The organism is Anaerotignum sp. (assembly GCF_030625865.1).
GTDB lineage: Bacteria > Bacillota > Clostridia > Lachnospirales > Anaerotignaceae > Chakrabartyella.
Map to the genome: position 1 here is coordinate 25,283 of NZ_DAOUQB010000025.1, position 22,780 is coordinate 48,062.

A 22,780-nucleotide genomic window follows, 5' to 3' on the forward strand; every position below is an offset into this window, starting at 1 on the left:
ATGCTGGAAGGCGTAATAGTGAAGGGAATCGGTGGGTTCTATTATATAGACACGGAAAGAGGCATTTTTGAAACCCGTGCAAGAGGAATTTTTAGGAAAGAAGGCATCCGTCCAACGGTGGGGGATCATGTTAAAATTTCTATTTTGGACGAAAAAAATAAAAAAGGTAGTTTGGATGAGATACTGCCAAGAAGAAACGAATTGATTCGTCCTAGAGTGAGTAATGTGGATCAAGCCATTATTGTTTTTGCGGCAAAAAGTCCCAATATCAATTTAGATTTATTGGATCGATTTTTGCTTCTTGCTGAGGAACAAGAGCTGGAAATTGTCATTGTGATCAATAAAATTGATAAGGACAAGAAAAAACAGTATGAAGAGATTACTGCCATGTACCAGCAGGCGGGGTATCCTGTGTTCTGTACCTGTGCAGAATCGGGTACTGGGGTGGAAAATTTGAAAAAGGCTTTAGAAAATAAAATCTCTGTTTTTGCAGGGCCCTCCGGTGTAGGAAAAAGCAGCTTAATTAATGCAGCTTTTCCGGGTTTAGAATTAAATACGGGAGAAATTAGTGAGAAAATACAGCGAGGACGGCACACAACCAGGCACGCTGAGTTGATTTGCATTTCTGAAAATAGTTATATTGTTGATTCCCCTGGTTTTACTTCACTGTTTTTAAACCATATTCCATCGGAGAAACTGCAATACTATTTTAAAGAATTCGAGCCGTTTGTACACAAATGCTATTATAATGGATGTATGCATGTGAATGAACCGGATTGCGCAATTAAGGAAGAAATTGGAAAGGCGATTCATCCTTTGCGTTATGAACGGTATGTAACAATATTTCAAGATCTAAAGAATGAAGAAGAAAGGAAAAAATAAAATGGCTATTTATCTTTCCCCATCCATGCTTTCCATTGATTTTACAAAAATCGGAGAGCAGTTGGCAATCATTGAAAAGGCAGGTACCCCTTATATCCATCTGGATGTGATGGATGGACTTTTTGTACCCAATATTTCCTTTGGAATACCTGTAATTAAAGGAATTCGTAAGGCGAGTAACATGGTTTTTGATGCCCACCTTATGATTGTGGAGCCTGAAAAATATGTTGAAGAGTTTCGTAAGGCCGGTGCAGATATTATCAATTTTCACTTGGAAGCAACGGAAGATCCTAAAAAGGTAATTGATTTGATTCGTGGTACAGGGGCGAAGGTGGGCATTACCATTAAGCCCAAAACCCCAGTAGAGGCTTTAAAACCCTATCTGGCTGAGGTGGATATGGTTTTGGTTATGACGGTGGAACCGGGCTTTGGTGGACAAAAATTTATGGAGGATCAAGTGCTCAAAATTCGTCAACTGGCTTCATGGAAAAAAGAATTGAATTTGGGATATGATATTCAAGTTGATGGCGGAATTACTCAGGATAATGTTAGAATTGTTTTAGATGCAGGGGCAAATGTGATTGTTGCAGGCTCTGCTGTCTTCGGAAAAGAAGACATTGGGCAGGCAGCAAAGGGATTTATGGAAATTTTTAAGGAGTATGAGTAATATGAAGGCTGTTATTTTTGCAGGGGCAAAAATTACGGATTACGGATTTTGTAAAGAATATTTGGAAGATACCGATATTCTTATTTGCTGTGACGGAGGGTTACATCATACAAAAACATTGGGGTTGACACCTGATTACATTGTGGGTGATTTTGATTCTGTAAGCCGAGAGGTTTTGGAGTTTTATAAAGAAAAAAAAGTCCCTATTTACCAATTTCCTACCCGAAAAGATGAAACAGATATGCAGCTGGGGATTCGTTTGGCCTTGGAAAAAGGCGCTACGGATTTGATTCTTTTTGGTGGAATTGGTTCTCGTTTTGATCATAGCCTTGCCAATGCCCATTTACTTTTGTGGCTATTGAAAAAAGGGATTCGGGCTAGATTGGTGGATCAGAATAACTGTGTAGAGTTGGTGGATAAACCCATCACGATACATGGAAAAGTAGGGGATTTTGTTTCCACTATCCCTTTGTCTATGATGGTTAAGGGGATTACCCTTACGGGCTTTGAATACCCTTTAACAAACAGGGATCTTGCTTTAGATGATGAATTGATTGCAGTTAGTAATGTTTTGGCAAAGGAAGAAGCAACCATATATTTTACAGAAGGATATCTTTTTGTGATTCGTTCTAAAGATTAAATTAGGGAAATAGAAAAAAATCTTAATTTATCCATCGTTTCTTCTTGCAAAACTTTGACTTTTCTGCTAGAATATTTTTGTTATGTCACATAAAGCAGTAATAGAGGAGGTGCAGACATGGCTAAATGTGAAATTTGCGAAAAGGGCCAGATTAAAGGTCATAGAATCAGCATTAACCGTAGTCAGGTTAGTAGACGTGCGAATAGAAAATGGAAACCCAACGTAAAGAAAGTTAAAATCGTTGAAGATAATGGCAATGTGAAATCTATTTACGTTTGCACAAGATGTATGCGTGCAAATAAAATTACACGTGCAATCTAATTGACCGAAAGTATAAAAGCCTTTTTCCATAACTGGGAGAAAGGCTTTTTTTCGTATTGATCTTGTTTTTAGCAATGCCAAAAGTTGAAGATGAGCCATATCCCTGCGCCGATAAATAGAATGGCTAGTAAAGGTATACAATAGGGAAGGAAGACGGCCAGAAGCATACCTATGCCTAAAGAAATTAAAACAATGCCACAGAGCCATTTTATTTGTAAATATTGATTTCTTCTGCGCATATGCACACCCCCCTGTAGTATCTTTATTCGGAAGAAAGGTTTTATGTACCTAGGAAAACCAAATTTATTGATTTTTTCAAAAAAGAACAAGAAAATTAAGTCAGGTTGTAAGGAAATTAGCATCCATTATGCGAGGAAGGCTAGAAATGAACTATAGTGAATTAGTTTAAGAAAAGAAAGAGAGTATATTGCTTCTTTTCTTCGGCAAAACTTGTATTTTAACAGGGAATACGCTATGATTAAAAATATTGGTTATTTATTGAAATAAAAGGAGAAAGTTATGCTTGATATTTGTTTGCTGGGAACAGGCGGAATGATGCCTATGCCAGGACGGTTTTTAACGGCAATGCTGGCCAGAATGAATGGGCGGCTTTTGCTGATAGACTGCGGCGAAGGTACGCAGGTGACGATGAAAAAGCAGGGATGGGGCTTTAAATCTATGGATGTAATTTGTATCACCCATTTTCATGCGGATCATATTTCAGGACTTCCAGGTCTCCTGCTAACCATTGGAAATGCGGGAAGAGAAGATCCCCTTACAATTGTGGGGCCTCAAGGGCTTGAATACATTGTAGAGGGATTATGCAGGATTTGCCCTGAATTGCCCTTTCCAATTAGATTTATTGAAATAGGCAAAGATACGCCCAACCCCATTCAAGTAGGTGATTTTTCTATATCCTACTGTTTGGCGGAACATATGGTGAGATGTTATGCGTATCGTATTGACATACATCGAAAAGGAAAGTTTGATATAAAAAAAGCAGAAAGATTAGGACTTCCCAAACCTTTGTGGGGGATGATCCAAAAAGAAGGTTCTGTAGAATTTCATGGAGAGACCTATACTTCAGACATGGTAATGGGCGATGCCAGAGCAGGCATCGCGGTGGCTTATTGTACGGATTCCAGACCTGTGGACAGAGTGAACAACTTGATTCAAGGTGTGCAGCTTTTCATTTGTGAAGGCATGTACGGTGAGGAAGAGAAGAAACAAAAGGCAAGAGAAAATAAGCATATGCTGTTTTCAGAAGCAGCGCAGCTTGCCAAGAACGGAAATGCGGAGGAACTTTGGTTGACGCACTTCAGTCCATCCTTAAACGAACCGGAATTATTCTTGGGAATTGCACAGGAGATTTTTCCGAATACTGCATTAGGAGAAGAAAGAAAAAGCACGACCATCCTTTTCCCAAAGGAAGGATGAATTGGAGGAAAAAAATGATGGAAGATAAAAAAGATATTTATATATTGGCAATTGAAAGCTCCTGTGACGAAACGGCAGCGGCTGTGGTGAAAAATGGACGCGAGGTACTTTCTAATATTATTTCGTCTCAGATTGATTTGCATACTCTATATGGTGGTGTTGTGCCGGAAATTGCATCAAGAAAGCATATTGAGGCAATAGATGGTGTAATTACCCGGGCATTGCAGGAAGCAGGACTTACCTTAGATGAAGTAGATGCCATTGGTGTCACCTACGGTCCCGGTTTGGTAGGTGCTTTATTGGTTGGCTTGGCGGAAGCGAAGGCCCTTGCTTTTGCGGCAAATAAGCCTCTCATTGGTGTGCATCATATAGAGGGACATATTTGCGCCAATTATATTGAGAACAAAGATTTTGAACCCCCATATATGGCTTTGGTTGTTTCCGGAGGACACTCTCATTTGGTTTTCGTTTCTGATTATGGAAAATATGAAATTTTAGGTAGAACAAGAGACGATGCCGCAGGAGAGGCTTACGACAAAGTTGCAAGGGCTATTGGAATGGGCTATCCCGGAGGACCGAAAATTGATGCAGCGGCGAAAAAGGGAAATCCTGAGGCAGTGAAATTCCCCCGGGTATTTTTAGAAGAGGACAGCTATGATTTCAGCTTTAGTGGTTTAAAATCAGCAGTTTTAAACTATGTAAATAAACAGAAGATGATGGAGGCGGAAATCAACCCTGAGGATATTGCCGCAAGCTTTCAACAATCTGTTGTAGAGGTCTTAGTGAGCAAGACCATAAAAGCCGCTAAGGATAGGCATGTTAGCAAGATTGCTTTGGCGGGAGGTGTAGCATCAAATAGTGCCCTTCGAGATCAAATGAGACTTGCTTGTGAAAAGGAAGGGTTTCAGCTAAGCATACCGTCTCCCATTCTTTGCACTGATAATGCGGCGATGATTGGATGTGCGGCGTATTACGAATATCTAGCCGGTGTACGGGATGGTTTGGATTTAAATGCAAATCCTAGTTTGAAATTAGGGGAAAGATAAATGGGGGTGATGCTTTGATTCGTAAGGCGTTGGGGCGTGATTTAAATGAAGTTGCAGCAATATATGATGAAGTTTTGGACTATGAAGCGGCATCTGTTAGCTATACCAACTGGCAAAAGGGGCTTTATCCCACCAGAGCAGACGGAGAAAAGGCATTGGCAGAGGATACGCTTTTTGTTGGAGAAGATAAAGATGGGCGGCTTTTCGGATGCGTAATCTTAAACCATATTCAGCCAAAGGAATACGAAAATATTTCTTGGGAAATTCCAGGAGAAGTGCATGAAGTTTTGGTGATACATACCCTTTGCATCAGACCTGATTGTTATGGAAAAGGATTTGGGAGAGAATTTGTTGCATTTACAGAAAAATATGCCCAGCATTTAAAATGTAAAACCATCAGACTTGATACATATGAAGGCAATTCCCCTGCTATTGGCTTATATTCAAAACTGGGGTTTCGATTATCAGGGAAATGTCTTTTCCATTTTCAAAATGTTATATGGGAAAACTTAGTGTGTATGGAAAAAAGGGTAATTGACTAACGGAGCGCTCATGTAATTTAGAAATCAGTATTGGGAAGAGATAAGATATGAATTTTATGGGAGTTAGGTTCCTCTTTTTGTAATTTTTTATATGTTAAGAACGGTAGCTGAGAATTTTCGGCTACCGTTTTCATATACGTTATGTACTTCTATTTTAATTAATTTCAAGAAGGGGCAATAGCTCCAGCAGATTATGAATTTCATAGGTGGGCTGAAATGGGGTTTCATTGGAAAGATGGGCTGGATTAAACCAGCAGGTATCAATGCCCGCTGTAATGCCGCCTTGAATATCTGAGGAGAGGGAATCGCCAATGATGATAGCCTCACTTTTCTGAAAGTTTGGAATATGTTCAAAACAATAGTCAAAATACTCAAGCATTGGTTTCTGAAATCCCATGATTTCCGATACAAAAGAGCCTTGAAAGAAAGGTGCAAGACCAGAGCCGATTAAGCGTTTTTCTTGAGTAGAAGCAAGGCCGTTGGTTACGATGTAGAGAATGTGGGTTTTGGACAGTCTTGTAATGACATCCAGAGCATTTTCAACTAAATCAATCCCTTCGGATAAAGCCTGGCGGTATGTCTTTTCCATCAAGTGGCCATCTGCATCGATGGAAAATTGAGAAAAAGTTTCGGTAAAACGATTTTGAAAAATCACATCACGAGGCATCAGACCATTTTCATAGCTAGTCCAAAGCATATGGTTATGCACAAGATACCAGTCAAGAATTTCTTGGGTAAAAGGAATTCCCAAAGCGTCAAAGCTTTTTTTCAGAGCCTTTTGTTCGGATGTTGAAAAGTCTAAGAGGGTACGGTCAATATCGAACAGCAAAAACTTCTTTTTCATTAGTGCATACCTCCGTCTAAAGTGATAACTTGCCCCGTTAGATAAGAGGCGTCTTCATCAGCCAAAAAGATTGCCGTTTTTGCTACTTCTTCCGTGGTTCCAAAGCGCATTAAAGGGATTTCATCGGTTAAGGCTGTACGTTCCTCTTCATCAAAGCAAGCGTTCATTTGTGTCTCTATAACACCACAGGCTAGGGCATTTACCCGAATTCCTGATGGCCCGAGCTCTTTTGCCATTGCCTTGGTGAAGCTATTGATTCCACCCTTTGTGGCAGAGTAGACGGCTTCGCAGGAGGCACCCATTTCTCCCCACATGGATGAAATATTGATAATAGTACCGGTTTTTTTTCGTACCATGGATGGTACGGCAAGATGGGTACAATTAAATACGGAATACAGGTTAACTGCGGTAAGCCTTTGCCATTCTTGGGGTGTCATATCAGTAAAAAGCCCTATGTGGGAGATGCCCGCATTGTTAATTAATATATCCACACTGCCAAAAGTGCTTTCTATTTTATGAAACATTTTTTCGCAAGTTTCGTACTCAGAAATGTCACCAAGAAGAGGGAGAACGGGAACATTAGCTTGTTTTAGTTTTTGTTCTGTGGCAAAAAGAGCCTCTTTGCTTTGAGACGCATTTAGGACGATATTACAGCCTTTTTCGGCAAAAGCAAAAGCAATTGCCTGTCCAATGCCACGGGAAGATCCGGTTATAAAAACGGTTTTACCCATTAAACTCATATTATCACTGCTTTCTAATGTTTTTAATATTGTAGCGGAAATTCTTAAGAAATACAAGGCGCAAAGCAGTTGGAATTTTTATAAGAATGAGGTATACTTAATCTATTGACTTTTTGTCAGAAAGGGTGGAAGTATGTTAGAAGCGATAAAGAACAGAGAATTGGGGATTATGGAAATTTTATCCATATCCATAAACTTATTGATTAAAAATTTTAGACCTATTATGGTTGTAGTAATTATGCTTTTTTTCCCCATTAGTATTTTGAATGCAATGATTTTGGATAAACTAAGCACCAGCACAGCGATTGTTATGAATCTTATTGAATCAGGTGAGGCTTTTGAAAATTTTTCTGCGCATTCTTCTGTGTTTCTGGATTTTTTTGAAAATCATGCGTTGCAGATGGCAGTGCTGTTGTTTTTGGAGCCAATTGGGGTTATTTCAGTTGCGAAAATTACAAAAAACTATATAAACAATGAGCCCATTCATGTGAAAGATGCCATTGGAGAAGCGCTGAACTGTCTTTGGAAAGTAATTATAACTGGCATTCCTTGTTGTTTATTGATTTTTGCTGCAACTTTATTTTTTATTATTCCAGGTATATATCTTGGTGTAATTTGGACGTTTTACATATATGCCATTGGTTTAAAAGAAATAAAGGGCTGGAAGGCCCTGGAATACAGCAGAAAATTGACCCAAGGTAAATTTTGGAAAACCTTGCTTTTTCTTATTGTAATTTCCTTTGTTACAGCCGGATGGGACTGGATTATTAGCAATGTATGTCTGCTTTTGCCGGAGCATATCGGAACTGATATTTTATATTTTACTTTGACATACATATCAGGAAGTTTTGCTTTTATTGCAATGACGGTTTTATTTATGAACAGAGAAGTGGTTTTGTTGGGAAATAGATATATGCCAACGGAATATGCAACGGAAGATGCATCTAACGAGGACAAAAACTAGTTAAATTTGAGGCTTTTTTCTTAAGTATATGAGAAAAAGCCTTTTATTTTTGCAGTTTTTAGGAAGGTAGCCATTATCTCAGATGTCAAATAAAAAATACCATGGGCGATTTATGGTGATTTGTTGTTATTCTGGCACAAGAACAAAAAGGGATTTTGAAACCGCCTGATAAGAGTAAAAAAGCATTTTTACCGTAAATATATAACGAAAATCGAAGAATCAGAATTGCGTGGGATGAAAAATGTCCCGATTTGGAAAAATATTTTTAAAAAAGTCTAGGAAAAGAAAAAACCCTCTGCTATAATAAATTAGATAATCTTTATATTTGAAAGAATGGTGGGCAAAAGATGTATTCGATAGAGCAATCCTTTTCACAGGAAGAAATGAAGTATATAAAATTACTTTCAAATCAGTATAAAAATATTAATAGCGCGGCAACAGAGGTAATGAACCTTAAAGCCATATTAAATTTGCCAAAGGGCACAGAACATTTTGTTTCTGATATTCATGGAGAAGCGGAATCCTTTAGTCATGTTTTACGAAATGCATCCGGGGTTATTAAAAACCATATCAGTGCAATTTTCGGTGCAAGTTTGCTGGAAAGTGAGAAGAAAGCTTTGGCAACTTTGATTTATTATCCGGAAAAAAAGCTGGAAATGATGATGGAACAGGAAGAAGATTTGAATGACTGGTATAAAATTACGTTACATAGACTGGTTCGTATTTGTAAAGTCGTTTCTTCTAAATACACACGTTCCAAAGTTAGAAAGGCACTTCCCAAAGAGTTTTCTTATATTATTGAAGAGTTGCTTCACGAAGACAGCGTAAGCCGGGACAAGGAAATGTACTATAACGAAATTATTCGCACCATTATTGATCTGGATCAGGCGGATCGTTTTATTATTGCATTGGCGAACCTGATTCAAAGACTGGCCATTGATCAGCTTCACGTAATCGGAGATATTTATGACAGAGGACCTAATGCTGCGACGATTATGGATATCTTGGCTCAATATCATTCTGTTGATATTCAGTGGGGCAACCACGATATTGCTTGGATGGGAGCGGCGGCAGGCTGTCAGTCGTTAATCTGTAACGTCTTACGTATTCAAACCAGATATGCAAATTTGGATACCATTGAAGAGGATTACGGGATTAACTTGATCCCATTGGCAACTTTTGCTATGGAGAACTATGCAAACGATCCTTGCACGCAGTTTGCGCCAAAAGGCACGGAAGAACTGAACGACAAGGATTTCAATATGATTGCCAAAATGCATAAAGCAATTTCTGTATTGCAATGGAAAATGGAAGCACAAATCATTAAGCGTCACCCTGAATTTAAGATGGACAATCGTTTGTTATTGGATAAAATTAATTTTGAAAAGGGAACGATCAAAATTGAGGGAAAAGAATATCAGATGAATGATACGAACTTTCCAACCATTGATCCAAAGGATCCCTATAAGTTGACACCGGAAGAACAATTTGTAATGGATAAAGTAAAATCCTCTTTTGTAAACAGCCAAAAATTGCAGGAGCATATTCGTGTTCTTTACAGTAAAGGAAGTATGTATACTATTTTTAATTCCAACCTTTTGTTCCATGGGGGGATTCCTATGAATGAAGATGGAACCATAAAAACTGTGACTTTCCGTGGTAAGAAGTATTTCGGAAAAGAATACTTGGATGAAGTAGAAAGATCTGTTAGAGAAGGGTACTTCAGCAAGCCCCATAGTGCAAACAAACGGGAGTGCATGGATATTATTTGGTATTTATGGTGTGGGGAGGATTCTCCGTTATTTGGAAAGAAAAAAATGACAACCTTTGAGCGGTATTTTATTGATGATAAAACAACCCATAAAGAGGTTAGTAATCCATATTATTCTTTGCGAAACGAAGAGAGTGTCTGCAAAATGGTACTATCGGCTTTTGGTCTTGATCCCGATACTTCCCATATTATCAATGGTCATGTGCCCGTGAAGGTATCAAAAGGAGAGAGCCCCATTAAAGCAAACGGAAGACTTTTTGTGATTGATGGTGGATTTGCCAAGGCATATCAGAAAGTAACAGGCATTGCCGGTTATACTTTGATTTATAACTCCCATGGTCTGGTATTGGTTTCTCACGAACCTTTTGTTTCCACGGAAGTGGCTATTGCAGAGGAAAAAGATATTCTTTCCTCTACGGTTGCATTGCAGTATACCCAAGATCGTATTCGAGTAAGAGATACAGATATTGGTAAAAAATTATTAGAAAGTATTGAAGAATTAGAAAAACTGCTTTATGCATACAAGAACGGCTTAATCAAAGAACAATAAGAATCACAAGACCGCCAATCCTTAGAAAACTGGGAAAGGCGGTCTTGTGGATTTCTTTAAAGTGTTATCCTGTCTCACGAAAAAGAGCTATTTAAGAAAAAGCATAAGGTTTTATAAATAGGGGCGAAAAAATTGTTTTTGCCCTTTTTTCTATGATATAATATATAATTAAAAATGATTTTAAAAGATTCTTAGGGTTTGGCATAGAAGAAAGTTTGAAATTTTTCATTCCTTTTTTCTATTTATGGTATACTAAAGGATAAAGGATATAATAAACAATAGTATTCTTAACGAAACGAACGAGGTATTATGATGAACAAAAAAGTATTACGTACACTGGAGTATGACAAAATAATTGAAAAATTAGCGGGACTTGCCGTTTCCCCTATGGCCAAGGAACGTTCCAGGGAATTGCACCCGGCAACAACAATGAGCGACATAGCCCTTTGGCAGCAGGAAACCTCGGAAGCCACAGGCATGATTTTGCGGAAAGGGACCCCTTCTTTTGGTGGCTTTCGTGAAATCAGACCCCAGTTAAAGCGAGCAAGTATGGCAGGGGTTCTCTCTATTTCAGAATTGATGGGCATTGGGGAGTTTTTGTATGTATGCCGTAAGATCAAGAATTACGGAAAGCATGAAAATAAAACGGAATCCTATGAGCGAATGGATGAATATTTTGAATTATTGGCACCATTGCCGTCTTTGGAAAATGAAATCAGCCGTTGTATTCTTTCGGAGACAGAAATTTCTGATGATGCAAGCAGTGAACTTCGAAATATTCGTAAGGAAATTAAAGCTTCCAATGAAAAGGTAAGGGATCATCTGAATGGGGTAATTTCTTCCTCGGCATACAGAAATATGTTGCAGGATTTTGTAATAACCATTCGAAATGACCGTTACTGCGTTCCTGTAAAAAGTGAATATAGAAACAGCTTTCCGGGTATGATTCATGATCAATCTAATACAGGGGCAACCCTATTTATGGAGCCTTTAAGTGTCATCCAATTAAATAATAAGATTAAAGAGTTGCAAGCAAAGGAAAAGGACGAAATTCGTAAAATTCTAGTTGAGTTATCAAGTTTGGTTACGGAAAACACACTGATTTTGGAAGCGGATTTGGAACTTTTGACACAAATGGATTTTATTTTTGCAAAAGGGGCTTTATCTATTTCCATGGGGGGCACACAACCTTTATTTAACACAAGGGGATATATTAATATTCAAAAAGCAAGACATCCTTTATTAGATGAAAAAGCAGTTGTCCCCATTAATATTTATTTGGGAAAAGATTTTACAACGTTATTAATTACTGGGCCCAATACAGGTGGTAAGACAGTTGCCATAAAAACTCTTGGTTTATTTACACTGATGGGTCAGGCGGGGTTGCATATTCCTGCCTTTGACCATTCCCAATTGGCAATTTTTGATAATGTTTTTGCCGATATTGGAGATGAGCAAAGTATTGAGCAAAGCTTGAGTACCTTTTCAGCGCATATGACGAATATTGTGAGGATTATGGAAGAAGTAACGGATGATTCCTTGGTTCTTTTTGATGAATTGGGTGCGGGTACGGATCCTACGGAAGGGGCTGCCCTTGCAATTGCCATTATTCAAGCTTTAAAAGAAAGAAAAATACGAACAGCAGTGACCACGCATTACAGTGAACTCAAGGTTTATGCTCTCTCTACGGAGGGGGTTGAGAATGCCTGTTGCGAGTTTGATGTGGAAACATTACGTCCAACCTATCGTTTACTCATTGGGATTCCCGGAAAAAGCAATGCCTTTGCAATTTCCAAGCGATTGGGTTTACAGGAATATGTTTTAGAAAGTGCAAGGGAATTTATTAGCCAAGATGAAGCACGGTTTGAAGACGTGATTACAGATTTGGAAATTAGCAAGAAATCTGTGGTATTTGAACAAGAACGAGCAGAGCAGTACCGCAAAGAGGCAGAAAGTCTTAAGCTTGAAGTAGAACGGCAAAAAGAAAAAACCAGAGAACAGAAAGAAAAAATATTACAAAAAGCACGAGAAGAAGCAAAGCTAATTTATGCACAAGCAAAGGAAGAAGCGGACAGTATCATTAAAGAAATGAACAGACAGGCAAAAGAAAAAGGAAATCAACAAAAACTGAATGAAAATAGAGCAAAGCTAAAGGAAAAGCTATCTTCTGTGCAAGAAGATTTTTTAAAGTCCAAGAAGGTAAAACCCAACCACAAAGTGCCTGAAAAATTACAGGCGGGGGACCGGGTTTATGTAATTTCCTTTGACCAAAACGGAGAAGTAATTTCACCTCCGGATAAGAACAAGGAAGTTATGGTACAAATGGGGATCATGAAAGCAAAAATTCCTTTGGCAGAGCTGATGATGGATGACACGCCCAGACCTATGGAAAAAAAGCAAAGACAAGCACCCAAGGCTAAAGTTGCAAAGAGTCAATTTATTTCAGCGGAAATTGATTGCAGGGGGCAACTTGTGGACGAGGCATTGGCCAACATAGACAAGTATATTGATGATGCCTATTTATCAGGACTGAAGCAGATTGTGATTATTCACGGAAAGGGAACAGGAGCATTACGGGCCGGAGTGCAAAGCTATCTTAGAACAAATTCTCATGTGAAAAGCCAAAGGCCTGGGGTGTACGGCGAGGGCGAAGCGGGTGTTACCGTGGTAGAATTGAAGTAGACAAGTGTCAGGGGGGATTTTCATGAGTGGGAAACAAAAGATATTGATTGTGGATGATGATAAGCATATTGCAGAACTGATTTCTCTTTATTTAGAGAAGGAGGGGTATGATACCAAGGAGGCTTATGACGGCAAAGAAGCACTGAAAGAAGCGGCAGAAATTAAGCCTGATTTAGTCATTTTAGATTTGATGCTGCCCGGCTTGGATGGGTATCAAGTATGCACTGAAATTCGGAAATCAAGCAATGTGCCTATCATTATGCTGACCGCAAAAGGAGAAACATTTGATAAAGTGCTTGGGCTTGAACTTGGAGCAGATGATTACATGGTTAAGCCTTTTGAGTCCAAAGAGTTGGTAGCCAGAGTAAAGGCTGTTTTACGACGGTATGAGCCAAAGCAACCTGGGGATGCCAATATTTTGAGGTATCCTAATTTGGAGATTAATATTTCGAATTATTCCGTTTCTTATCATGGGAAAAGCTTAGAATTTCCGCCAAAAGAATTTGAACTTTTATATTATTTGGCAGAGCACCCAAACCGTGTATTTACCAGAGAACAGCTTTTGGATCAAATTTGGGGCTATGAATATGTTGGAGACACAAGAACGGTTGATGTGCATGTAAAGCGAATCCGAGAGAAGCTTCATCAGGATGATGAGTGGGGAATATTAACCGTTTGGAGTGTAGGATATAAATTTGGCAAGAAGTGATTTGAAAAATTTTATACACTTCACAAAAGAACCATAGAAATAACAAAAAATGGTAAGTGCTAATGCTACGGGGTTATGGGAACCAAAAAGGCGGCTAATGTCAATAGCCGCCTTACATAAATGAATCTTTTGTAATGCAAGAATGATAATTTTAGGGTTGTAAATCTTTTGGGGAGTCAGTATTTTCTTGTGGCGTTACGGATGGATCCCCTTTAACATCTTCTTTATTAGAGGATGGAGCATCATCGGTTTTTTCTTCCAGAGCTTTGATTTCTGCTTCAGCTTTTTTTTGCTCCATTTCTATTTTTTTAGCGTGTTGCTTTCTAATGTTTGTAAGGCGCATCATAATACAGAAAATGTAGAGGAAAAAAAGAAGATAATAAAAGCTATTCATATTTGACCAAGGTGTTCGAATTAAAATGAAAAGACCAAGACACATTAAAATAATATCAGTAACAGCGTGCTTTTTTTTGTTTGGTTTTTGATTTGAGTTTTTATTCATGGGGTTGTAAAACGGTAGTACCGTTTCTCTCCTTTCTTCATTGGATACATACATTCATTCATTATAACATTTTTTCAGAATTTTGGAAGTATTTTTGATGTATTATTTGGAGGTAAAATAATGCGGAAAGAGTCAATTGTAAAAAAACAAATGTTGCAGTACATAGGTACAATTGTGATTTGTGTACTGATATTAGGAGGAATACTTTCTGTTGTCTATACGCAGCATTATATGAAGGAAAAACGGAATGAACTTATCCAACAAGGGCGAAAGGTTTCCGCTGCTTTTTCCAATGCTTACAGAACGGGAAACTTAAGCAATTTAAGCTATGAACTTCAAGTATTAGAGGAGTATATGGGAGCAGGAATTTTAATGGTCAATTCTAATGGAGTTGTTGTTTTGGCATCCCCGGGACTTGATGAAATGATGATTGGGCAGTCCTTTGCCTATGATGAATTGGTGGCAGGTGTAAAAGATGGCAACATTGTTTCCATGGAAACCAAGGCCGCTGGATTGTTTGATGTTCCCATGCTGGTAGTGGGGTATCCCCTTTCTGTAGGAGAAATGGCCGGAATTTTTATGTGTCGCTCTATGCCAGAAATGGAACAATCCCTATATCAAATGTATCAGGTGGGGGTTGTCAGTATTTTTGTTGTATTTCTTTTTGCCATTGTTGTTAGTTATGCTACCTCAAAAAAAATGACTCGACCCATTAAAGAGATGAACGAAGCAGCTAAGGTTATTGCCAGTGGGAATTTTGATCACAGGGTGGATATTATAAGCAAAGACGAGTTGGGGGAACTGGCGAAAAGTTTTAACGATATGGCAGAAAGTCTGCAAAACAACGATAAGACAAGACGAGATTTTATTGCTAATGTATCCCACGATTTGCGTTCACCTCTAACTTCTATGCAGGGATTTTTAACAGCAATGCTGGATGGTACCGTACCTATAGAAAAACAGGAAAGGTATTTGCAAATTGTTTTGGAGGAAACCATGCGTCTTTCCCGGTTAACAGAGGGAATTGTTGATTTAAGCCGTGCGGAAAGCAGTAAAATTATTTTAGATGAATCGGACTTTGACCTGAATGGGCTAATTCGAGATAATATTAATTTATTGGAGCCGCAGTTAAATGAGAAAAATGCTGTAATAAAAGCAATTTTTGCTGACCAAGTGACTATTATTCACGGTGATGTCGATAAGATTTCCCGTGTGATACAAAATCTCCTCAGCAATGCGGTGAAATTCTCACCTGTGGGGGGGCTGATAGAGGTGGAAACTACAAAAACTGAGCGGAAAAAGGTATTGGTTTCTATAAAAGATCATGGCATTGGTATTAGACAAGAGGATCAGAAATATATTTTTGATCGCTTTTATAAAGCGGACAGAACCAGAAATCAAGATATGCATGGAAGTGGGATTGGGCTAGCTATTGTAAGAGAATTTTTGCAAGCTCATGACGAGGGAATCACGGTGAAAAGTGTGGAAGGGGAAGGTAGTACCTTTATATTTTCACTAAAGTTGGCAGAGGAATAAAAAACAGTGTCTATTGTAAGTTCTACAGTAGACACTGTTTTTTTTATAGTAAAAATCCAAGAAAATCTGTTTATAGTTTTTCTACTTCATCCATCCACACACGGTTAGAAGCATCAGTTGGCATACGCCAATCACTTCTGGGAGACAGACACAAGGCACCAACTTTTGGTCCATCGGGCAGGCAGGAACGTTTGAATTGCTGCATGAAGAAACGACGGTAGAAGTTTTTCAGCCATTTCAAAAGGGTTTCTCTGGGGTAGCTATTACCAAAGGCCTGCTCTGCCAAGAATAGAACCTTTGCAGGTGAAAAACCAAATCGGATAATCTGGTACAGGAAAAAGTCATGTAGTTCATAGGGACCTACCAAATCCTCCGTTTTTTGGTTGATATTTCCGTTTTCATCAGGAGGAAGCAATTCTGGGCTTACAGGGGTGTCTAAAACGTCCAAAAGAATTTCCGAAGCTGCTTTATCCAGTTCCCCTGTGCTGGCAACCCAATGAACTAAAACACGAACCAGTGTTTTGGGAATGCCGGCATTAATACCATACATTGACATATGGTCGCCATTATAGGTTGCCCAGCCAAGGGCTAATTCTGACAAGTCACCCGTTCCAACAACGATGCCTCCCGTTTGATTTGAAATATCCATGAGGATTTGTGTTCGTTCTCTCGCTTGGGTATTTTCGTAAGTAATGTCGTGGACATCTGGATTGTGACCAATATCTTTAAAATGTTGAAGGGAAGCATCACGAATAGAAATTTCTCGAATGCTGACACCCAGTGACTTCATCAAATTTAGGGCATTTTGATAGGTGCGATCAGTTGTGCCAAAGCCCGGCATGGTGACACCTAAAACATGGTCTCTAGGGACACCTAAAAAATCACAAGCTTTTACGCAAACCAAAAGAGCCAAAGTAGAATCTAAGCCACCGGAAATTCCAATTACAAGAGTTTTGGCATGTACATGTTCCATACGACGAGCCAAGCCTGTTGTTTGGATCATAAAAATATCATGGCAACGCTTGCTTAAAGTAGCATCGTCTTTGGGAGTAAAGGGTTTTGCAGTAATGGGACGTGAAAATACACCCATTTCGCCTTCTGCCATGTCAAATTTAATTTCACGATAGAATCTTTGGGCATCAGATTTTGCGAGCTGAGTCATAAAAGTTGTATGCTTACGTCGTTCACTTGCCAACAGTTCTAAATCCACATCGGCACAAATGAGCTGATTATCACGGGCAAATGGTTTTGATTGACCTAGAAAAACGCCATTTTCGTAAATCAAACTATGGCCGCTAAAAACCGTATCTTGTGTGGACTCCCCAATGCCGGCAGAGGCATATGCATAGGCAGCTATGCAACGGGAAGACTGTTGTGCCACAAGCTGATGGCGATAACCCGGTTTTGCCGCAAGCTCGTTGCTGGCAGAAGGGTTTAATAAAACGGTAGCGCCATACAGGCTTAAATAGGAACTTGGAGGCACGGGTCCCCACAAGTCTTCGCATATTTCTACACCCACTTTAAGATATGGTATATTTTCAGCTGTAAACATAAGATCTGAGCCAATTGGAACAACTTGTCCTGCATAAGATATTTCTTCATGAATCAAATCGTCAGCAGATGCAAACCATCTTTCTTCATAAAATTCACTATAGTTGGGAAGCAGTGTTTTCGGAACCAAACCTAAAATTTTTCCCTTGTGTAAAAGAGCAGCACAGTTGAAGGTTTGATTATCAGTTAAAACAGGTACGCCAATTAAAATTAGCATATCGAGTTCCTTTGTTTCTTCTGCAATTTCTCTTACTGTTTTTTCTGCGGCTACCAACAAAGGGTTTTGAAAAAAGAGATCGGCACAGGTATATGCAGTGATGCAAAGTTCGGGAAAAGTAAGAATTTTTACTTTTTTCTCCACGGCTTTGTCAATTATTGCCATAATTTCGGTTTTATTAAAAACGCAGTCGGCAACTTTTAGCTTTGGAACAGCAACTGCGACCTTTACATAGTTGAACATGATTCTCACTCCTTAGAATTTTCTGAACAAACCGATTACTTTACCCAAAATAGTTACATCCCGAACGATAATGGGGGACATGGAAGCATTTTCCGGCTGAAGACGGATAAAATCTTTTTCCTTATAAAAGGTTTTTACAGTGGCGAAATCTTCAATAAGTGCAACAACGATATCCCCATTGTTTGCGGTATTCTGCTGGCGGACAAGAATTAAGTCTTTATCAAATATACCGGCTTCTATCATGCTTTCTCCTCTTACGCGAAGCATGAAAACAGTATCATTATGAATATACTCTACTGGAATGGGAAAGGTATCTTCAATATTTTCCGTAGCCAAAATAGGTGTACCAGCTGTAATCGTTCCGATGATAGGTACTTGCACCAATTCTTTTTGAGGGGAGTCACAAAAGTCCGGAGCTAAAATTTCAATTGCACGGGGCTTGGTGGGATCACGGCGTATTAACCCTTTTTTCTCCAGTCTGGCAAGATGACCATGAACGGTTGATGTAGACTTAAGACCAACAGCCTCGCAAATTTCTCTAACTGAGGGTGGATAACCTTTTTTTCTAACTTCAGATTTCATATATTCCAAAATTTGTCTTTGTTTTGATGACAAATCGGCCATGAATAACACTCCTTTTTATAGATTTTGTAGAAAAACAATTATTTATTCAAAACAATTACGATACAAGAAAATTCTTACATTTTTTATAGTATATCATAAAGCACATACAAAATCAAACCTACGTTCGGAAAAATTAAGAATAATATTGACAAGGAATGTAAGTTCGGTTATTATTAAGACAAAGAAAAGAAAGTTTGTTCGGTATGGAGGTGCTTTGTGTGGGCAAATATATAGAAAAAGAATTGGTTAAAATGTCACAGGCAATTCGTGAAAAAGTTTTTTTGCTTTTGGTACTAGGATTCATAATAGGCGTGGGAACCTTTGCAATGGGGGCGCAGTCCATGAGAGAGATGGAAGTGTATTATGAGTGTGTTTTGATTCATTCCGGTGATACACTTTGGGGGATTGCCCAAGAATATAAAGGGGAGAGTCAGGATATAGAACATATGGTTTACGATATTATGAAGGTGAATGGAATGTGTTCTGAGAACATAAAGGCTGGTGAAAGTTTGATCGTTCCTGTCAAAAAAGGAAAAATATAATTTAACAAGAGTAACCAATTTGAAAAAGATGAAAATATTTTTGATGGGAGAATTATAAAGCCTCATGGAAAAAAATAAAAATAAATAGAGAGACTGAAGCGTGAGAATGCAAAGATTTTAATTAAATTGGTCATAATAAAACAGTAGGTATTAAAGGTCATATAAATGTTAGAAAAAGGTGGTTTATGTGTCTATAAAATCATTATTGCGTTTGTGTGTTTGAATTAAAGCACGATTGCTCGATAAGTAGATATATTAACCTTATGATAACGTAAAATGTAATTTGGATTAAGTTTAAAGTGCAGTGTGCTATTATATTTTAATGGTATGAGCAGTCAATTTCTTAAGCATTTTTTACTTTTATTTAAAGTTATTGTTATATGGTATTGAATATGGTAAAATTAAAAAAATTTAAAAAAGTATTTTGGCTCCGCCTGATTCTGTTGTTTGGAACAAAAGAGCTATAAGAAAGGGGAAGAATATGTTACCTTGGATCGGAGTATTGGCAATATTAGGTTTGGTGCTTGTTTTTGCAGAGATGCTAATACCCGGTTTTGGCGTTTTTGGTGTTTTTGGCATAATCTCTTTATTATGCTCAACAATTCTAGCAGCCAAAATGTATGGTGTATTTGTATTTCTAATCATGCTTGTGTCGCTGATTGCTTTGTTTTTTGTCATGCTTTTAATTGCTAAAAAAAGCGGATTGTATAATAAGGTGGTACTGCACGATCGGCAGGAGATGCAAGATTTTGACGAAACTAAACTTGCAGGTCTAATTGGTAAAATTGGAATAACACAAACAACGTTAAGACCTTTTGGTATTGCGGAAATCGAAGGGGTAAACTTTGATGTTCGTTCTTTGGGAGATTTTATTGAGAAAAATCAAAAAGTCAAGGTGATTCAAATTTCGGGAAAAATTGTTACAGTTAAGGAGTGGAATGAGGAGTAATACTATCATAAGGAAATAAGGAGGCATTTATTTATGTTTGATTTAATACCGGTGGTGCTGCCACTCATTGTTATTATTGTTGTTGTGATGATATTCTTAAGCTTTGTACCATTGGGCTTATGGATTTCGGCTATATCATCTGGGGTAAGAGTTAGCATTTTCTCATTAATCGGTATGCGTTTGCGTCGTGTTCGTGCGGATAAGATTATTCGTCCCCTTATCAAAGCGCAAAAAGCGGGGATGGATGTAAATGCAAATCAGCTGGAGTCTCATTTATTATCAGGTGGGCGTGTGGACAATGTAGTAGATGCACTTATTGCTGCCCACAGAGCGAATTTGGACCTTTCCTTTGAGAGAGCGGCAGCAATTGATTTGGCAGGACGTAATGTGTTTGAAGCCGTTCGGATGAGTGTAACCCCAAAAATCATCGAAACCCCTTGGATTTCTGCAGTTGCTATAGATGGGATTGAGGTAAAAGTTGTTGCAAAAGTAACTGTTCGTGCAAATCTTGCCAGATTGGTCGGTGGTGCTGGTGAAGAAACAATTATTGCCAGAGTAGGCGAGGGTATTGTTACTACAGTTGGTTCATCACAAAGCCATAAGAGCGTTTTGGAAAATCCGGATTTAATTTCTAGAACTGTTTTATCAAAAGGTCTTGATAATGGAACAGCGTTTGAGATTTTATCTATTGACATTGCCGATGTAGATATCGGCAGAAATATTGGTGCGCACCTTCAAATTCAGCAGGCAGAGGCTGACAAACAAATTGCGCAAGCGAAGGCCGAAGAACGCCGTGCAACAGCAATTGCAAAAGAGCAGGAAATGAAAGCTGAAGTTGAACATATGAAAGCAAAGGTTGTGGAAGCAGAGGCAGAAGTACCTATGGCTCTTTCAGAAGCATTACGCAGCGGTAATTTAGGAGTAATGGATTACTATCGTATTCAAAATGTTCAGTCTGATACCAGCATGAGAAATAATATAGGAAAAGCAGATTTGACAAATATAATTAAACCTAAAATTGAACCCACAGATAAAGCATAATTAAAGTCCGTGGAAATATGAGAATGAAGACCGTCCCAATTGGCGGTCTTTATTTTTAAATGTAGGAGTTGATTTTCCATAGCTTTTAGAATCGATCAGCACGAGTATAACAAGCAATTTGGAAAATTATTTAAAAATTAATAAAAGAAAAACATATAGAAAATATAATCGGAAAGGTATGATTTTTGATAAAAGATTATTTTCCTAAAAAGGGGGATTTTTATGTCAAGAAGTCTTGAAAAAGAATGGGAAAGGATTTTAAGGAAAGAAGAGAAAAATCTGGACAAAATAAAAAGAAAAACGGCAGAAGAAAATTTATCAAAATTCACTGAATTAAAACAGGGGATTTCTGAAAAAATTCCGGATAAACTTATTATTACAATAAATGAAGGCTTCCAAAAAGCGTTTCGATTGATTTTTTCAAAAGGCACAAATGCAATAGAGAGAACATTTAAGAAAGAAGAAATAATTCTTGACTTTGCAGTTAATGATTTCCGAGTAAACCAAAGACCAAACAGTAAATCGCTGAAACTATTGGATAAGAAAGTTAAAAAGGGGAATAGATTCAATACTTTGGCAACTATGGCTGAAGGAGTCGGTCTTGGTGCTATGGGGATTGGTTTGCCCGATATTCCTCTGTTTCTTGCAATTCTATTAAAAGGTATCTATGAAACGGCAATAGGATATGGATATAACTATAAAAAGGAGAAGGAACAAGTTTTGATTTTGAAAATGATTACAGCTTCTTTAAGCGAACCCGATAAAAGGCTCGTAGCAGATGCCGAAGTAGAAAATTGGATAAACCTGATAGAAGATGAGGATATTACTATCAATATAGATGAAGAGATTAAAAAAGCTTCAAATTCTCTTTCTCAGGCATTATTGCTCTCTAAGTTTATTCAAGGAATATTTGTTGTGGGTATGGCTGGTGGTATTGCAAATCCCATTATATATCAGAAGGTTATGCGGTATGTAACAAGGATGTATAAAAAAAGATATTTAATTCAAAAAAGATTAAGTATAAAAAACGAAAGAAAAACCATACTATGACTGCGAGGAAATTCCTCGAACAATTTAAGCTATAAGAAACCAGGGAGGGCATTGAGTATGGATAAGAAGACAAACAAAACCACAGAAAGAACACAAAAGAACGTAAACAGAACTGAATTTGCTCAGGAATATAGCATTGATACAGGTTCTCAGTCCAACAACAAATGTGACAAGACAAATAAAGTAAATAAAACAAATAAGATGAATAAAACAAACAATACAAATAATACAAAGTAAAGCGTTTTAAGTGTTAGGTAATTTGATGGAAAATCCCTTCAATTTTGAAGGGATTTTCTTGTAAAGACCGAGTATTGAGTTGAAATTTTAAGGATAAACCCTTGTTTTTAAAAGGTTTGTCGATATTTCAAAAAATAATTCGAAAAAAGGAGAAAAAAGCATTGACAAGTTTTGAAAAACGTGTATAATGAATAACTGTCACTGCCAATTGGCAAGGACGAAGTAAGAAAAAAAGTTGTGTTTTTGAAAAAGAATAATTGAAGTAGAAATTAAAAATTTTGAAAAAAGTTCTTGACAAACAAAAACAAACCTGATAGAATAATCTTCGCTGACAACGCAAGACGACAGCGACAAAGTATCAACTTGATCCTTGAAAACTAAACAGTAGAGATACAAACACACAACCCATAGTCAATTCAGCTAGTGAGCTTTGAACCGATTATGAAGCGACCGACCAACGCCGTAAGGCGAAAGAGGGAGCGGCATGGTGAGA

Annotated in this window: 23 protein-coding genes; 17 read left to right on the forward strand and 6 right to left on the reverse strand. The window is 38.0% G+C overall.

Annotation, left to right across the window (positions count from 1 at the left end; genetic code table 11):
• The 4 genes from rsgA (at position 1) to rpmB (ending at position 2,510) form a co-directional block, all read left to right on the forward strand.
• Positions 1-882 (forward strand): ribosome small subunit-dependent GTPase A, encoded by an 882-nt coding sequence (gene rsgA, locus P9Q65_RS08675; protein ID WP_304509000.1) that lies wholly within the window; start codon positions 1-3, stop codon positions 880-882.
• 1 nt (position 883) lies between these two features.
• Complete coding sequence (gene rpe, locus P9Q65_RS08680; RefSeq protein ID WP_304509001.1) at positions 884-1,549, forward strand: ribulose-phosphate 3-epimerase; 666 nt, start codon at positions 884-886, stop codon at positions 1,547-1,549.
• 1 nt (position 1,550) lies between these two features.
• On the forward strand, positions 1,551-2,189 hold the full coding sequence (locus tag P9Q65_RS08685; RefSeq protein ID WP_304509002.1) for a thiamine diphosphokinase: 639 nt from the start codon (positions 1,551-1,553) through the stop codon (positions 2,187-2,189).
• Positions 2,190-2,306: 117 nt separating this feature from the next.
• Positions 2,307-2,510, forward strand: a complete 204-nt coding sequence (gene rpmB, locus P9Q65_RS08690; protein ID WP_304509004.1) for a 50S ribosomal protein L28 — start codon at positions 2,307-2,309, stop codon at positions 2,508-2,510.
• Between the two features lie 68 nt (positions 2,511-2,578).
• On the opposite strand, the gene P9Q65_RS08695 is transcribed toward rpmB, so the two are convergent.
• A complete protein-coding gene (locus tag P9Q65_RS08695; protein ID WP_304509005.1) occupies positions 2,579-2,749 on the reverse strand; it encodes a hypothetical protein in 171 nt (56 codons plus the stop codon).
• 280 nt (positions 2,750-3,029) lie between these two features.
• Between P9Q65_RS08695 and P9Q65_RS08700 the strand changes: the two genes are divergently transcribed.
• Genes P9Q65_RS08700 through P9Q65_RS08710 form a run of 3 tightly spaced genes read left to right on the forward strand, consistent with a single transcriptional unit; the run spans position 3,030 to position 5,535 of the window.
• Positions 3,030-3,947: a ribonuclease Z gene (locus tag P9Q65_RS08700; RefSeq protein ID WP_304509006.1), complete on the forward strand. Its 918-nt coding sequence runs from the start codon at positions 3,030-3,032 to the stop codon at positions 3,945-3,947.
• A 17-nt stretch (positions 3,948-3,964) separates the two neighbouring features.
• Positions 3,965-4,993 (forward strand): tRNA (adenosine(37)-N6)-threonylcarbamoyltransferase complex transferase subunit TsaD, encoded by a 1,029-nt coding sequence (gene tsaD / locus P9Q65_RS08705; protein WP_304509027.1) that lies wholly within the window; start codon positions 3,965-3,967, stop codon positions 4,991-4,993.
• 14 nt (positions 4,994-5,007) lie between these two features.
• Positions 5,008-5,535, forward strand: a complete 528-nt coding sequence (locus tag P9Q65_RS08710) for a GNAT family N-acetyltransferase (RefSeq protein ID WP_304509007.1) — start codon at positions 5,008-5,010, stop codon at positions 5,533-5,535.
• Between the two features lie 154 nt (positions 5,536-5,689).
• Here P9Q65_RS08710 and P9Q65_RS08715 read toward each other — a convergent pair whose 3' ends face one another.
• Both P9Q65_RS08715 and ymfI read right to left on the reverse strand, forming a co-directional pair.
• Positions 5,690-6,379, reverse strand: coding sequence for a YjjG family noncanonical pyrimidine nucleotidase (locus P9Q65_RS08715; protein ID WP_304509008.1), 690 nt, complete (start codon positions 6,377-6,379; stop codon positions 5,690-5,692).
• On the reverse strand, positions 6,379-7,110 hold the full coding sequence (gene ymfI / locus P9Q65_RS08720) for an elongation factor P 5-aminopentanone reductase (protein ID WP_442870845.1): 732 nt from the start codon (positions 7,108-7,110) through the stop codon (positions 6,379-6,381). The genes P9Q65_RS08715 and ymfI overlap by 1 nt, the downstream gene beginning before the upstream one ends.
• Before the next feature lie 142 nt (positions 7,111-7,252).
• Here ymfI and P9Q65_RS08725 point away from each other — a divergent pair, with 142 nt between their 5' ends.
• The 4 genes from P9Q65_RS08725 (at position 7,253) to P9Q65_RS08740 (ending at position 13,795) form a co-directional block, all read left to right on the forward strand.
• A complete protein-coding gene (locus tag P9Q65_RS08725; protein ID WP_304509010.1) occupies positions 7,253-8,083 on the forward strand; it encodes a hypothetical protein in 831 nt (276 codons plus the stop codon).
• 347 nt (positions 8,084-8,430) lie between these two features.
• Complete coding sequence (locus tag P9Q65_RS08730) at positions 8,431-10,404, forward strand: fructose-1,6-bisphosphatase (RefSeq protein ID WP_304509011.1); 1,974 nt, start codon at positions 8,431-8,433, stop codon at positions 10,402-10,404.
• Positions 10,405-10,716: 312 nt separating this feature from the next.
• Entirely contained in the window at positions 10,717-13,086 is a 2,370-nt protein-coding gene (locus tag P9Q65_RS08735; protein ID WP_304509012.1) for an endonuclease MutS2, read from the forward strand.
• A 22-nt stretch (positions 13,087-13,108) separates the two neighbouring features.
• On the forward strand, positions 13,109-13,795 hold the full coding sequence (locus tag P9Q65_RS08740; protein WP_304509013.1) for a response regulator transcription factor: 687 nt from the start codon (positions 13,109-13,111) through the stop codon (positions 13,793-13,795).
• A gap of 151 nt (positions 13,796-13,946) precedes the next feature.
• Here the strand turns inward: P9Q65_RS08740 and P9Q65_RS08745 are convergent, their stop codons facing one another.
• Positions 13,947-14,351 (reverse strand): hypothetical protein, encoded by a 405-nt coding sequence (locus P9Q65_RS08745; RefSeq protein WP_304509014.1) that lies wholly within the window; start codon positions 14,349-14,351, stop codon positions 13,947-13,949.
• Between the two features lie 66 nt (positions 14,352-14,417).
• Here P9Q65_RS08745 and P9Q65_RS08750 point away from each other — a divergent pair, with 66 nt between their 5' ends.
• Positions 14,418-15,833: a HAMP domain-containing sensor histidine kinase gene (locus P9Q65_RS08750; RefSeq protein WP_304509015.1), complete on the forward strand. Its 1,416-nt coding sequence runs from the start codon at positions 14,418-14,420 to the stop codon at positions 15,831-15,833.
• A gap of 70 nt (positions 15,834-15,903) precedes the next feature.
• Here P9Q65_RS08750 and P9Q65_RS08755 read toward each other — a convergent pair whose 3' ends face one another.
• Together P9Q65_RS08755 and lexA are read right to left on the reverse strand one after the other, a co-directional pair.
• Positions 15,904-17,844 carry an NAD(+) synthase gene (locus tag P9Q65_RS08755; protein WP_304509017.1) on the reverse strand — a complete coding sequence of 647 codons (1,941 nt, stop codon included), beginning with the start codon at positions 17,842-17,844 and terminating at the stop codon, positions 15,904-15,906.
• Between the two features lie 12 nt (positions 17,845-17,856).
• Entirely contained in the window at positions 17,857-18,468 is a 612-nt protein-coding gene (gene lexA / locus P9Q65_RS08760; protein ID WP_304509018.1) for a transcriptional repressor LexA, read from the reverse strand.
• A gap of 218 nt (positions 18,469-18,686) precedes the next feature.
• On the opposite strand from lexA, the gene P9Q65_RS08765 reads away from it, so the two are divergent.
• The 5 genes from P9Q65_RS08765 to P9Q65_RS08785 all read left to right on the forward strand — a co-directional run bounded on the left by P9Q65_RS08765 (position 18,687) and on the right by P9Q65_RS08785 (position 22,287).
• Positions 18,687-19,010 carry a LysM peptidoglycan-binding domain-containing protein gene (locus tag P9Q65_RS08765; RefSeq protein WP_304509020.1) on the forward strand — a complete coding sequence of 108 codons (324 nt, stop codon included), beginning with the start codon at positions 18,687-18,689 and terminating at the stop codon, positions 19,008-19,010.
• A gap of 481 nt (positions 19,011-19,491) precedes the next feature.
• Positions 19,492-19,959 (forward strand): NfeD family protein, encoded by a 468-nt coding sequence (locus P9Q65_RS08770; RefSeq protein ID WP_304509021.1) that lies wholly within the window; start codon positions 19,492-19,494, stop codon positions 19,957-19,959.
• A 33-nt stretch (positions 19,960-19,992) separates the two neighbouring features.
• Positions 19,993-21,000, forward strand: coding sequence for a flotillin-like protein FloA (gene floA, locus P9Q65_RS08775; RefSeq protein ID WP_304509022.1), 1,008 nt, complete (start codon positions 19,993-19,995; stop codon positions 20,998-21,000).
• 222 nt (positions 21,001-21,222) lie between these two features.
• Positions 21,223-22,050, forward strand: a complete 828-nt coding sequence (locus tag P9Q65_RS08780) for an EcsC family protein (protein WP_304509023.1) — start codon at positions 21,223-21,225, stop codon at positions 22,048-22,050.
• Between the two features lie 57 nt (positions 22,051-22,107).
• Positions 22,108-22,287 carry a hypothetical protein gene (locus P9Q65_RS08785; RefSeq protein ID WP_304509024.1) on the forward strand — a complete coding sequence of 60 codons (180 nt, stop codon included), beginning with the start codon at positions 22,108-22,110 and terminating at the stop codon, positions 22,285-22,287.
• Positions 22,288-22,780 lie beyond the last annotated feature (493 nt).

Bases quoted from the DNA above. Each gene is read 5' to 3' on its own strand.
- P9Q65_RS08715 (WP_304509008.1), bottom strand. From the start codon at position 6,379: ATGAAAAAGAAGTTTTTGCTGTTCGATATTGACCGTACCCTCTTAGAC.
- P9Q65_RS08685 (WP_304509002.1), top strand. From the start codon at position 1,551: ATGAAGGCTGTTATTTTTGCAGGGGCAAAAATTACGGATTACGGATTT.
- ymfI (WP_442870845.1), bottom strand. From the start codon at position 7,110: ATGGGTAAAACCGTTTTTATAACCGGATCTTCCCGTGGCATTGGACAG.
- P9Q65_RS08785 (WP_304509024.1), top strand. From the start codon at position 22,108: ATGGATAAGAAGACAAACAAAACCACAGAAAGAACACAAAAGAACGTA.
- lexA (WP_304509018.1), bottom strand. From the start codon at position 18,468: ATGGCCGATTTGTCATCAAAACAAAGACAAATTTTGGAATATATGAAA.
- P9Q65_RS08700 (WP_304509006.1), top strand. From the start codon at position 3,030: ATGCTTGATATTTGTTTGCTGGGAACAGGCGGAATGATGCCTATGCCA.
- tsaD (WP_304509027.1), top strand. From the start codon at position 3,965: ATGGAAGATAAAAAAGATATTTATATATTGGCAATTGAAAGCTCCTGT.
- P9Q65_RS08730 (WP_304509011.1), top strand. From the start codon at position 8,431: ATGTATTCGATAGAGCAATCCTTTTCACAGGAAGAAATGAAGTATATA.
- P9Q65_RS08770 (WP_304509021.1), top strand. From the start codon at position 19,492: ATGTTACCTTGGATCGGAGTATTGGCAATATTAGGTTTGGTGCTTGTT.
- rpe (WP_304509001.1), top strand. From the start codon at position 884: ATGGCTATTTATCTTTCCCCATCCATGCTTTCCATTGATTTTACAAAA.
- P9Q65_RS08780 (WP_304509023.1), top strand. From the start codon at position 21,223: ATGTCAAGAAGTCTTGAAAAAGAATGGGAAAGGATTTTAAGGAAAGAA.
- P9Q65_RS08695 (WP_304509005.1), bottom strand. From the start codon at position 2,749: ATGCGCAGAAGAAATCAATATTTACAAATAAAATGGCTCTGTGGCATT.
- P9Q65_RS08725 (WP_304509010.1), top strand. From the start codon at position 7,253: ATGTTAGAAGCGATAAAGAACAGAGAATTGGGGATTATGGAAATTTTA.
- floA (WP_304509022.1), top strand. From the start codon at position 19,993: ATGTTTGATTTAATACCGGTGGTGCTGCCACTCATTGTTATTATTGTT.
- rpmB (WP_304509004.1), top strand. From the start codon at position 2,307: ATGGCTAAATGTGAAATTTGCGAAAAGGGCCAGATTAAAGGTCATAGA.
- P9Q65_RS08735 (WP_304509012.1), top strand. From the start codon at position 10,717: ATGAACAAAAAAGTATTACGTACACTGGAGTATGACAAAATAATTGAA.
- P9Q65_RS08755 (WP_304509017.1), bottom strand. From the start codon at position 17,844: ATGTTCAACTATGTAAAGGTCGCAGTTGCTGTTCCAAAGCTAAAAGTT.
- P9Q65_RS08750 (WP_304509015.1), top strand. From the start codon at position 14,418: ATGCGGAAAGAGTCAATTGTAAAAAAACAAATGTTGCAGTACATAGGT.
- P9Q65_RS08740 (WP_304509013.1), top strand. From the start codon at position 13,109: ATGAGTGGGAAACAAAAGATATTGATTGTGGATGATGATAAGCATATT.
- P9Q65_RS08745 (WP_304509014.1), bottom strand. From the start codon at position 14,351: ATGTATGTATCCAATGAAGAAAGGAGAGAAACGGTACTACCGTTTTAC.
- rsgA (WP_304509000.1), top strand. From the start codon at position 1: ATGCTGGAAGGCGTAATAGTGAAGGGAATCGGTGGGTTCTATTATATA.